The organism is Nocardia sp. CWNU-33 (assembly GCF_046764895.1).
GTDB lineage: Bacteria > Actinomycetota > Actinomycetes > Mycobacteriales > Mycobacteriaceae > Nocardia.
In genome coordinates, this window is record NZ_JBKOQN010000031.1 from 1 (window position 1) to 12,532 (window position 12,532).

At 67.4% G+C, this 12,532-nt stretch carries 4 protein-coding genes; 2 read left to right on the plus strand and 2 right to left on the minus strand.

All coding sequences use genetic code 11. The features are described from left to right. Nucleotides 1-9,914: amino acid adenylation domain-containing protein (locus ACLMAL_RS30585; RefSeq protein WP_412002250.1), on the plus strand; the 9,914-nt coding region annotated here is incomplete at its 5' end. A gap of 144 nt (nt 9,915-10,058) precedes the next feature. Here ACLMAL_RS30585 and ACLMAL_RS30590 read toward each other — a convergent pair. Continuing rightward, nucleotides 10,059-10,613 carry a peroxiredoxin-like family protein gene (locus ACLMAL_RS30590; RefSeq protein WP_412002251.1) on the minus strand — a complete coding sequence of 185 codons (555 nt, stop codon included), beginning with the start codon at nt 10,611-10,613 and terminating at the stop codon, nt 10,059-10,061. A gap of 70 nt (nt 10,614-10,683) precedes the next feature. Here ACLMAL_RS30590 and ACLMAL_RS30595 point away from each other — a divergent pair, with 70 nt between their 5' ends. Then, nucleotides 10,684-11,295, plus strand: a complete 612-nt coding sequence (locus ACLMAL_RS30595; protein ID WP_412002252.1) for a TetR/AcrR family transcriptional regulator C-terminal domain-containing protein — start codon at nt 10,684-10,686, stop codon at nt 11,293-11,295. Here the strand turns inward: ACLMAL_RS30595 and ACLMAL_RS30600 are convergent. Next, on the minus strand, nt 11,292-12,446 hold the full coding sequence (locus ACLMAL_RS30600) for a GDSL-type esterase/lipase family protein (protein WP_412002253.1): 1,155 nt from the start codon (nt 12,444-12,446) through the stop codon (nt 11,292-11,294). The two genes, ACLMAL_RS30595 and ACLMAL_RS30600, sit on opposite strands and share 4 nt — an antisense overlap. Nucleotides 12,447-12,532 lie beyond the last annotated feature (86 nt).

The following is a 12,532-nucleotide window of genomic DNA, read 5'->3' on the forward strand; positions in this document are numbered from 1 at the left end:
GTCGCCGTGAGTTGGTGGCTGGTCCTCGGCCGGAGCGGATTCCGTTGTCGCTTGCGCAGCAGCGGATGTGGTTCCTGAACCGTTTCGATACCGAGTCGGCTGCTTACAACGTGCCGATCGCGGTGCGCATGACCGGCGCTCTGGATGTGGCCGCGCTGCGCGCCGCGGTGGCGGACCTGGTCGGCCGCCACGAGATCCTGCGCACGATCTACCCGGAGACCGAGAGCGGTCCGGTACAGGTGATCCTGACACCGGCGCAGGCCAGGTCCGAGCTGGACGTGCGGGTGCTTGCGCCGCAGGACATCGAATCCGCCGTGGTGGCACTGGCATCGACGATCTTCGACGTCACCATCGAGGTGCCGCTGCGGGTCGCGCTGTTCGAAATCGAGGACAGTGGTGACGCGCAGGAATATGTGTTGGCAATGGTCGTGCACCACATTTCCGGTGATGGTTCGTCGGTCGGTCCGCTGACCCGGGATCTGATGGTCGCGTATGCGGCGCGCGCGGCCGGTGAGGCCCCGAACTGGGCTCCGCTCGCGGTGCAGTACGCCGACTACAGCATCTGGCAGCGCGAGGTGCTCGGCAGCGAGGACGACCCGGAATCGCTGGCGACCAAGCAGATCGCCTACTGGCGCGACGCATTGGCGGAGCTGCCGGATCAGTTGGATCTGCCGTCGGACCGGCCGCGTCCCGCGGTGCAGTCCTTCGTCGGTGGCAAGGTGGAAATGCGGATCGACGCGGCCACCCATCAGGCCTTGATGGAGCTGGCGCGTGCCGAAAGCGCGACGCTGTTCATGGTCGTGCACACCGCGTTCGCGGTGCTGTTGGCTCGCCTCTCGGGCACCGACGACATCGCCATCGGTACGCCGATTGCGGGCCGTGGTGAGGCCGCGCTGGACGACCTGATCGGCATGTTCGTCAATACGCTGGTGTTCCGTAGCCGCGTCGAGGCGGGCGAGCCGTTCACCGAACTGCTCGCGCGGCAACGTGAGACGGACATCCAGACCTTCGCCAACGCCGACGTGCCGTTCGAGCGCCTGGTCGAGGTGCTCAACCCGGTGCGTTCCACCGCACGGCACCCGTTGTTCCAGGTGGGTCTGTCCTTCCAGAACCTGGCCAAGGCCGGGCTGGAACTGCCCGAACTCACCGTCGCCGGACTCGATATCGACACCGCACTGTCGCAGTTCGACCTGCACCTGATCGCCAGCGACGGCTACAACGACGCGGGTGAACCCCAGGGCATCGCCGGCGTCTTCACCTACGCTTCCGACCTGTTCGATCGGGAGACGGTGCAGGGCTTCGCGGATCGGTTCGCGCGACTGCTCGGTGCAATCATCGCCTCGCCGCGCACGGCTGTCGGCGACATCGAGTTCCTCGATCACGCCGAGCGGGCCGAGCTGACCGTCGCCCGGAATGCGACCGAGCACGAGGTGGATTCGGCGGCGACTCTGGTCGGCCTGCTGGATGCCTCGGTGGCCGTAGCCCCGCAGCGTGTCGCGCTGGTGTCCGACGACGGTTCGAAGCTGACTTACGGTGAGCTCGACGCCAGGGTGAATCGTCTTGCCCGGCATTTGATTTCGCTGGGTGTCGGCCCAGAGTCCCGGGTCGCGCTCGCATTGCGTCGCTCGGTGGATCTCGTCGTCGCGATGTACGCGGTCGCGAAGGCCGGTGGCGCGTATGTGCCGGTGGATCCGGATCAGCCCGCCGAACGCACGGACTACATCCTCGCGACCGCGGGACCGGTGTGTGTGCTGACCAACGCGGAAGCGCAGTTCAGCACCGATGTCGCGCCGTTGGTGTCGATGGACGCGCTGGGCGATCTGGACGACGCGCCGATCACCGACGCGGATCGAGTGGCGCCGTTGCGTCCGGAGCACACCGCGTACGTCATCTTCACCTCCGGTTCGACCGGCCGTCCGAAGGGTGTCGCGGTGCCGCATGCGGCGATCGTGAACCAGCTGTTGTGGAAGACCGCCGAATTCGGGCTCGACGCGGCGGACGCGGTGCTGTTGAAGACGGCCGCCACCTTCGACCTGTCGGTGTGGGAGTTCTGGTCGGCTGCGGTCTGCGGCGGACGTCTGGTCATCGCGGCACCGGATGGGCATCGTGACCCGGCATATCTGAACGAGTTGATCGCTCGCGAATCGGTGACCACGTTGCATGTGGTGCCGTCCATGCTGGACGCACTGCTCACCATGGGTCTGTCCGATTCCCTGCGGCGGGTGCTGGCGATCGGTGAGGCGCTGCCGGGTGCGTTGGCGCAGCGGTTCCTCCGTGATCAGCCGGGTACCGAGTTGTTCAACCTGTACGGTCCGACCGAGGCAGCGGTGTCGATCACCAGTCATCGGGTGACCGGCCAGGACCTGGCGTCCGTATCGATCGGTGTGCCGGAGTGGAACAGCCGCGTCTATGTTCTGGACGCGCGCCTGAACCCGGTGCCCACGGGCGTGTCGGGTGAGTTGTATCTGGCCGGTGCGCAGTTGGCACGGGGGTACTTCGGCCGGACGGATCTGACCGCGGATCGGTTCGTGGCCAACCCCTTCGAGTCGGGCACCCGGATGTATCGCACCGGTGACCTCGTCGCGTGGAACGGCAATGGCGAGTTGGAGTACCGGGGCCGCACGGACTTCCAGGTGAAGATTCGTGGTTTCCGGATCGAGCTCGGCGAGATCGAGGCGGCCCTGTTGGCGCTGCCGGAGATCGCGCAGACCGCGGTGCTCGCGAAGTCCGATCCCAAGACCGGTGATCGGCTCGTCGCGTACCTGGTGGCGTCGAGTGGCGATATCGATGTGGCGCAGGTGAAGTCGGCGCTCGCCGCCGGTCTGCCGTCGTACATGGTGCCGTCGGCGTTCGTGGTGCTGGACGCGCTGCCGCTCAATGTGAACGGCAAGCTGGATCGAAAGGCGTTGCCGGAACCGGAATTCGAGGCGCAGGTCTTCCGCGCGCCGTCGACCCCGATCGAGGAGATCGTGGCGTCGGTGTTCGCGGAGGTCCTCGGCGTCGAGCGCGTCGGTGTCGACGACGACTTCTTCGCACTCGGTGGCAACTCGCTGCTGGCCACGCACACCGTCGCACGCATTGGTGCCGCGCTGGACGCTCAGGTGCCGGTGCGCAGGCTGTTCGAGGCGTCGACGGTCGCGGGCCTGGCCGTCAAGGTCGAGCAGGACGCCGGTGCCGGTGGTCGCAAGGCCCTGGTCGCGGGTCCGCGCCCGGAGCGGATTCCGTTGTCGCTGGCACAGCAGCGCATGTGGTTCCTCAACCGGTTCGACACCGAATCGGCCGCCTACAATGTGCCGGTCGCGGTGCGGCTCACCGGAGAACTCGACGTCGAGGCGCTGCGGCAGGCCATCGCGGACGTCGTGGCCCGCCACGAGATCCTGCGGACGATGTACCCGGAGATCGACGACGCGCCGGTACAGGTGATCCTGCCGGTGGCGCAGGCCATACCGCAGGTCACCGTGACCGTCGTCGCGCCGGGGGATATCGAATCCACCGTGCGTGCCTTCATGTCGGCGACCTTCGACGTCACCACCGAGGTGCCGCTACGGGTCGCGCTGTTCGAAATCGAGGACAGTGGTGACGCGCAGGAATATGTGCTGGCCATGGTCGTGCACCACATTTCCGGCGATGGTTCGTCGGTCGGTCCGCTGACCCGTGACCTGATGGTCGCGTATGCGGCACGTTCGGCGGGTGAGGCCCCGAACTGGGCTCCGCTCGCGGTGCAGTACGCCGACTACAGCATCTGGCAGCGCGAGGTGCTCGGCAGCGAAGACGACCCGGATTCACTGGTTGCCAAGCAGATCGCGCACTGGCAGCAGACATTGGCGGGGCTTCCCGATCAATTGGATCTGCCGGTGGACCACCCGCGTCCCGCGGTGCAGTCCTTCGCCGGCGGCAAGGTGGAGGTGCGCGTCGACGCGCAGCTGCATCGGGCACTGACCGACTTGGCGCGCGCCGAGGGCGCCACCCTGTTCATGGTCGTGCACACCGCCCTCGCGGTGCTGCTTGCCCGGTTGTCGGGTACCGACGACATCGCGATCGGTACGCCGATCGCTGGTCGCGGCGAGGCCGTGCTGGATGACATGATCGGCATGTTCGTCAACACCCTGGTGTTCCGCACCACGGTAGATGCGGGCGAGCCGTTTACGGGTTTGCTTGCCCGGCAACGTGAGACGGACATCCAGGCATTCGCCAACGCGGAGGTCCCGTTCGAACGACTCGTCGACGTGCTCAACCCGGAGCGTTCGACGGCGCGGCATCCGCTCTTCCAGGTCGGCTTGTCGTTCCAGAACCTCGCCGGAGCTACGCTGGAACTGATGGGCCTGAAGGTCGCCGGGCTCGACATCGACGCGCAGCTCTCGCAGTTCGACCTGCACTTGATCGTGACCGACGGCTACGACGCGGACGGGAACCCGGCCGGCATCGGCGGCTACTTCACCTACGCCACCGATCTGTTCGACCAGGCGACGGTGCAGGGCTTCGCCGACCGATTCCTGCGGGTGCTGCGGGAAATCGCCGCCACACCACGGACTTCGGTGGGTGACATCGAAGTACTCGACGCCGCCGAGCGCGCCGGGGTGGTCACCGCATGGAACGCAACCGAGCACGAGGTCGATGCGGCCGCCACCTTGGTGTCGTTGCTGGATGCCACTGTTGCGGCCACCCCGGATGCGGTGGCGCTGATCGGTGACGAATCAGCGGCCGAGCCGACGGTGCTGACCTACGCCGAGCTCGACGCGCGGGTCAATCGTTTGGCGCGGTACCTGATCGGTCGTGGCGTCGGTCCGGAGGATCGGGTCGCGTTGGCGATCCGGCGTTCGGTGGATCTCGTCGTCGCGATGTACGCGGTGGCGAAGTCGGGTGCGGCATATGTGCCGATCGACCCCGATCAGCCTGCTGAGCGAACCGAGTACATCCTGGATACCGCCGTGCCGGTGTGTGTGCTGACCACCAGCCGCGACGGGTTCACCGCAGGTGCCGTCGAGTCCGTCCGGATCGATGCTGTCGATCTGGCGGGTCACGCCGCCGATCCGATCGTCGACGCCGAACGGGTCGCGCCGCTGCGTCCGGAGCACACGGCATACGTGATCTTCACCTCGGGTTCCACCGGCCGTCCGAAGGGCGTCGCGGTCCCGCACGGTGCGATCGTCAACCAGTTGTCGTGGAAGACAGCGGAATTCGCGCTGTCCGCGGATGACGCCGTCTTGCTCAAGACGGCCGCCACCTTCGACCTGTCGGTGTGGGAGTTCTGGTCGGCCGCGGTCAGCGGTGGGCGCCTGGTGATTGCTGTACCGGACGGGCATCAGGATCCGGCATACCTCAACGCGCTGATGGCCCGCGAGTCGGTGACGACGCTGCATGTGGTGCCCTCGATGCTGGATGCCCTGCTGATCGACTCCGGTGACACGCTGGCCGATTCGCTGCGCAGGGTGCTGGCGATCGGCGAGGGGCTGCCCCCGGCGACCGCGCAGCGGTTCCGGCGCAACAACTCGGCGCAGCTGTGGAACCTCTACGGCCCGACCGAGGCCGCGGTCTCGATCACCAGCCACGGTGTCACCGACGCCGACCAAGTGTCGGTGTCCATCGGCGCACCGGAGTGGAACAGCCAGGTGTACGTGCTGGATGCTCGGCTGCGGCCGGTTCCGGTCGGCGTCTCCGGTGAGCTCTACCTCGCGGGTGCGCAGTTGGCACGCGGCTACTTCGGTCAGCCGAACCTGACCGCGGATCGGTTCGTGGCCAACCCGTTCCAGCCCGGCACTCGGATGTACCGCACCGGCGACCTGGTGGCCTGGACCGCCGACGGCGAGCTGGATTACCGCGGCCGCACCGACTTCCAGGTGAAGATCCGTGGCTTCCGCATCGAGCTCGGCGAGATCGAGGTCGCGCTGCTGCGTCAGCCGGAGATCACCGCGGCGGCCGTGGTCGCACACAATGATGCGAACCTCGGTGATCGTCTCGTCGGATACATCGTCGCGGGATCGGACGCGGTCGACACCCGGGATCTGGAGTCGCGCCTCGCCGCCGAACTCCCGTCCTACATGGTGCCATCGGTGTTCGTGCAACTGGATGCGCTGCCGCTCAACGTGAACGGCAAGCTGGATCGAAAGGCGTTGCCACAGCCGGTCTTCGAGCAGGCGGAGTTCCGCGCACCGGCCACGCCGACCGAGCGGATCGTCGCGGACGTCTTCTCCGACGTGCTCGGGGTCGAGCGGGTCGGCGCCGACGACGACTTCTTCGCACTCGGCGGTAACAGCATCCTGTCGATCCAGTTGGTCTCGCGGGCCAAGGTGCTCGGCGTGGTGTTCAGCGTGCGCGAGGTATTCGAGCAGCGCAGTGTTGTTGGGCTCGCGTCGATCGCCAGGTCGGCGGCCGTCGGCCCGGTGCGTCTGCCGGAGCTGCCCGGCGGCGGTGTCGGCGCGATCGCGCTGCCGCCGAGCATCGCGGCGGTGCTGGCGAATGGCGCCGACTACCAGCGCCGTTCGCAGGCAACGACGCTGCGACTGCCTGCCGTGCTCGATCGGACGCCCCTGATCGCGGCGATCACCGCGGTCCTCGAGCACCACGACGCGCTGCGCACTCGCCTGCGTCGGGTGGAGGAGAACTGGGTGTTCGAGGCGCTCGACAGCATCCCCGACATCGACGAGCTGGTGCACGAGGTATCGGTCGATTCGGTGGTGGTCGATGACGCGGAACTGTCGCGCATCATCGATGCCGAACGCGCGGCCGCCGCCGATCGTCTCGATCCGGCGAACGCCGTCATGGCGCAGTTCGTGCGGTTGTGCTTCGCGGATGAAGAGCGCGGTGACGAACTGCTTGTCGTTGCGCACCGGTTCGCGGTCGACAGCGCATCGCTGCGGATCCTGATGTCGGATCTCGCGCAGGCGGTGGCGCAGGTCGCAGCCGGGCTGCCGGTCGCATTGCCGAGTGTGGGTACTTCGCTACGGCGTTGGGCCCACAGCCTGGCCGACGAAGCCACCGATCGGTCTGCGGAACTGCCGTTCTGGCAAGAGGTTTCGGCGACGCCGGATCCGCTGCTCGGGTCCCGTGCCTTCGATCCGGCGATCGACACCGCTGCCACCGTGCAGCGGGTGCAGGTCGAATTGCCCACTACGGTTACCGATTCCGTGCTGACCGCGATTCCGGAGCTGTATCGCGCAAGCGTGACCTCCGGGCTGCTTTCGGCGCTGGCCATAGCGTTGGTGCGCTGGCGCGGCCAGGGCAATGCGATGCTGGTCCGGCTCGAGGCCGACGGTCGCGATGCGGTGTCCGGTGCGGAGCTCTCGCGCACCATCGGCGCCTTCGCCACCGCCTACCCGTTCCGGTTCGATCTGGCCGACGCGGACCTGGACAACGCGTTCACCGGCGGAATCGCGGTGAGCGGGATCGTCAAGACCGTCAAGGAACAGCTGCTCGCCGTGCCGGATCACGGTGCGGGCCACAGCCTGCTCGCGCTGCAGCAGGTGGGTCAGGTCGGCTTCCGCTACCGGGGTCTGCCGTCGATCACGGTCACCTCCGAGACGTCCGCCGACGCGCCCGCCAATGCCGCGGTCGATATCGAGGCGCATGTCATCGAGGCCGCCGACGGTCCGAAGTTGGCCGCCACCTTCGCATTCCCGGCCGGGCTGCTCGGCAGGGAACAGGTACAGGAGCTCGCCGACCTGTGGGTCGCCGCGGTGACCGCGCTGGCCGAGCACACACAGCGCCCGGATGCCGGTGGCCTCACGCCGTCGGATATGCCGCTGGTGCAGGTCGGCCAGGCCGACATCGAGCGGTGGGAGCAGGCCTACCCGGGCCTGGAGGAAGTGTGGCCGGTCTCGCCGTTGCAGTCCGGTCTGCTCTTCCACGCGCTGATGACCGCGGCCACGGTGGACGTCTACACGATGCAGGCTGTTGTGCATCTGAGCGGCACTGTGCAGGGCGATCGACTGCATGCGTCCGCGCAGGCGATCCTCGACAGGTACCCGAACCTGCGCACCGCGTTCGTCAGCGGCTCCGATGGCCAGGCGATGCAGGTTGTCGTCGAACGGCTCGAGGTGCCGTGGCGCGAGGTCGATCTGACCGGGCTGCCGGAAGCCGAGCAGGCCGAGGAACTGCGACGGCAGTTGGCCGCGGACCGGGCGACCAAGTTCGACATGTCCGTCGCGCCGCTGGTGCGCTACACGCTCTTCCGTACTGGTGCCGAGCAGTGGCATATGGCGATTGCCACCCACCATGTCCTGCTCGACGGCTGGTCGATGCCGCTGCTGCTGCGCGATCTGCTGGTGCTCTATGCGACGCGGGGTGATCTTGCGGCACTGCCGCAGGTGAGCTCCTATCGCAGCTTCCTCGACTGGCTCGCCGAGCGCGACGTGGCCTCGTCGTTGCGCACCTGGGCACAGGCACTCGACGGTGTCGGCGAACCGACCGAGCTGGCGCCGCCGTCGCGTTCGGTGGAGACCTACGAGACGCGCAAGCTGAGCACTGAGATCGATGCCGAGCGGACCCGCAGGCTGACCAAGCACTGCGCCGAACTCGGCATCACGGTCAACACCCTGGTGCAGGCGGCCTGGGGCATCCTGCTCGGCAGGCTCACCGGTCGCGACGATGTGGTCTTCGGCGCCACCGTGTCCGGCAGGCCCGCCGAGCTGCCCGGCGTGGAATCGATGGTCGGTTTGTTCATCAACACGCTGCCCGTGCGGGTCCGCGTCGATGATCACTCGACCATCGACGAACAGCTGAAGCGGTTGCAGCGCGATCAGGCCGATTTGCTCGACCACCACTACGTCGGGCTCACCGACATCCAGGGGGTGGCCGGTCCCGGCGCACAGTTCGACACGCTGGTCGTGTTCGAGTCCTATCCGGTCGACCGCGAGGCGATTGCGGCGGCGAGCTCGATCGACGGGATGTCGGTGACCGATGTCAGCGTCGAGAGCGCGGCGCACTACCCGCTGACCCTGCAGGTGAACGCCGATTCGACAATCGAGTTCACCCTCGAGTACCTGACGAGCAGGTTCTCTGCCGATGAGGTGGAGACCTTGTCCGCCCGACTGATTCGGGTGCTCGAAGCGTTGCTCGGCGATCCGGCCGGACTGGTCGGCGCCATCGATATCCTCGACAGCAGCGAGCGCACCCAGTTGCTCGCCGAATCCGGTATCGGTGCGGCGGCAGCCACGCAGGAACCAGTGGGCCGGGTCGGTGCACGCACGGTGGCCAAGGTGCTCGCCGAGGTCGTCGAGGCGGACCCCGAAGCGCCCGCGTTGCTGGTCGACGGCGACGAAATCGCCTACCACGTCCTGGATCGCCGCTCCTCGCAGCTGGCCAGGGTGCTCATCGATCGTGGTGCGGGCCCCGGCGACATCGTCGCGGTGGCACTGCCGCGTTCGGTGGACGCGGTGGTCGCGGCATGGGCTGTGCAGAAGGCGGGCGCCGCCTGCCTGTTCGCACCGTCGGTCGCCGAGATCGAGAATGCGGGAGCCGGTTTCGGGATCACCCTCGAACCGGCGGCGGCTGGTGCCGTGCACTGGCTGGTGCCGTCGGATCCACAGGTGCAGACCGAATTGGCCTCCGCGCCATCGCATCCGGTCTCGTACTCGGATCGGGTCCGTCCGCTCGCCGACGAGCACCCCGCTTTTGTGGTGCTCGTGAACGGTGCGCCGGTGGTGCTCAGCCAGGCCGAGGCACTCGACCGGGCCGCGCAGGTGCGGGAGGAATACGGAATCGACTACGAGTCGACGACGTTCACCACGGCAGCCGCAGGCCAGGCGGCGATGCTGGAGTTCCTGACCGCGGCCACAGCGGGCGCACTGTCGGTGCTCCCGAGCGGCGGTGACCTCGCTGACGACCTCGCCGACGGGGAGGTCACGCACTGGTTCGTCGTTCCTGGCGAATCGACGGATGCGGCCGATGCGGAGATCCGAATCGTGGTCGCCGAGTAGGACAACATCGATACGCGAAAGCCGTTGCCCATTCGTGGCAACGGCTTTCGCGGTGTTACGCGAGATGCCGTGCTCCTCGGCGACAACCGTGCGGCACCCGGCGCTGGTGCGAATGCTGGCCGGCCTGCCGCACTCGATGGTCTTTTACGGACGCGGCACGCGGATGGGTGCGAGCGCGAGCAGTTCGTCGACCGACCACTGGTCGTCGGCATGCTTGCCGAGTTTGCTTGCCAGTACGCGGCCGTCCGGTGCGATGAGGAAGTCGCCGGGCAGGCCGAGGCGGCCGCCGTCGGGTCTATTCGGGGGAGCGGGCTTGTCCTTGCGGAGGACGGTCGGCAGTGTCTTTGCGACAGCACGCGCGATGCCCGGCCAGGCGCGGGGGTCCAGGAGCGCACGTGGGGCGGATTCGATGCCGAACTCGCGGTAGAGCATTCGGGCCGGGTCGGCAATCAGGTCGAACGGCAGGTCGCCCTCGTACGTGCGCAATTCGGCTGCGCTGGAATGGAACACGACCACTTCGCGAATGCCGGCGGCAAGGATCTCGTGGTGCCGAGTGGCGATCGAACGCAGGTGCAGATTGCACACCGGGCAACCGGCGAAGCGGCGGAACTGTAGGTGGATCAGGTGATCGGGGTCCGGGACCGGCACGGTGACACCGGTGACAGAGTCCAGCGTTCTGGTGGTCACGGTAGATGGCATGATGCTCCTTTCGTAGGTGTACTAAGTACGCCTACATCCAGTATGAGCGTACCCGGTACGCTGTCAACCCATGCCTCGTCCGCGCTCCTTGACGCCGGGGGCCATTGCGGCCGCCGCGCTCGCGGTGATCGACCGCGACGGCCTGCCCGCGCTCACCATGCGAGCCGTTGCCAAGGAACTGCACATGGCGACCATGGCGCTGTACCGCTACGTCCCCGACCGCGACGGTCTCGAAGCGCTGGTGGTCGACGAGATCTTCCAAGCGATCGATGCGTCACCGCCGCCGGGGCCGAACTGGCGCGATCGCGTGGCGGCGCTCTTGGCGCGGGTGCGCGACGCCGCCGCGACGCACCCCGATGCGGTGCCGCTGCTGTTGCAGCACAGGCAATCCTCGGCCGGCTCCCTGGCCTGGATCGAGGCAATGCTCGAGGTCCTCACCGATGCCGGTTTCACCGGTCGTGAACGAGTGATCGCCCAGCGCACCCTGATCGGCTTTCTGCTCGGGTTTCTGCAGAATGCCCACTACGCGTCACTGGAGGGAACCGGCACCGCCGCCATGGCAGATCTCGCCCCGGACGATTACCCGCATCTGTCTCGAACGGCCATCGATGCGCAAACAGTCTCCGCTGCAGACGAATTCCGCGGCGGCCTCGAGATCGTGCTGCGCGGCCTCGCACCTTAGCGGGCAGTCGGCGCGAAGTGCCGAGAGCGTTGTGTCAGTGCCGTGATATCGAAGGTCTCGGCCATTGCGCGGGCCCCGGCGTCATTGAGGTGCAGGCCGTCGCCGCTGTCCAAATCCGGGCGGATGTAGTCGGGGTTGTCCGGGTCCTCCACGGCTCGTGCGACATCGAAGACGCCGTCGAAAACGTCGGTGGTACGCAGCCATTCGTTGATTTCATTGCGGACGGGTACACCGGTCTCGGTGCTGAGGCCGGGGTAGATCACCCCGGCGAAGGGGCCGACGGTGTTGGCGTAGATGGGCAGTCCGGCGGCGTGCGCGCGCTGCGCGAGACTGGTGAAACCGGCGATCAGGTCGGCGGCGGGAGCGGTGCCCGCCACGATCAGGTCGTTGATGCCGATGTTCACCAGGACGTGCGTCACGCCGGGGACATCGAGCACATCGCGGTCGAACCGCGCGAGCGCGCGGTCGCCGACTTCGTTTGTCAGCAGGCGATTTCCGCCGGTGCCCTGATTGACCGCCCAGCCTGTGGTCAAGCGCTCGTTGAGCACATCGACAGAGCGCCGATTGGCGCCATGGCTGGAACCGACGCCCTCGAACCAGGAGTCGCCGAAGGCGACGATGACCGGGGCGTCGGTCGTGGTCAGCACGTCGATGCCGGTGACGTAGAAGCGGGAGGTGAGCTCCTCGGCATCCGGCAAACCGACTGCCGCCGTGTGGTTTCCGGTGGCGACGTACGCGGACTCCACGGGGATCTGGGCGAACGGCGCGAGCTCGGTTTCCTCGGGCAGGTACAGGCTCAGTGCCAGGTCGGTGCCTGCGGTCACGGCCAGATCGACGGTGTCGCTGATGACGTCGCCCCCGGCCGGGATGATCACCCGGGTAGCGCCGCCGAACCGCACCTCGGTGTCGGTCTCGGTCACGATCTCGCCGCCTGCCTTGCGCACCGCGATGCGGGCCGCGCCGATGGTGAGCGGTGTCCGGCCGTAGCGGTTGGTCAAGCGCACTCGCAGTTGCTCGCCGCCGCCGGCGAGGTGCAGCACCTGGCGCAGCGTCTGGTCGGTGAAGTTCCTCGGCTCGGCCAGCCGAATCTGCTCGGCGGGGTCGACCAGTGCGGAACGAAATCCCGCGATCCAACGCGATGTGGCAGCCATCTGAATCTCCATTTAGTTGACGTGAGGAATATTGCGCTGACAACAATCTAGCGCACATTTTCCTCATGTCAACTATCCGCGATGCA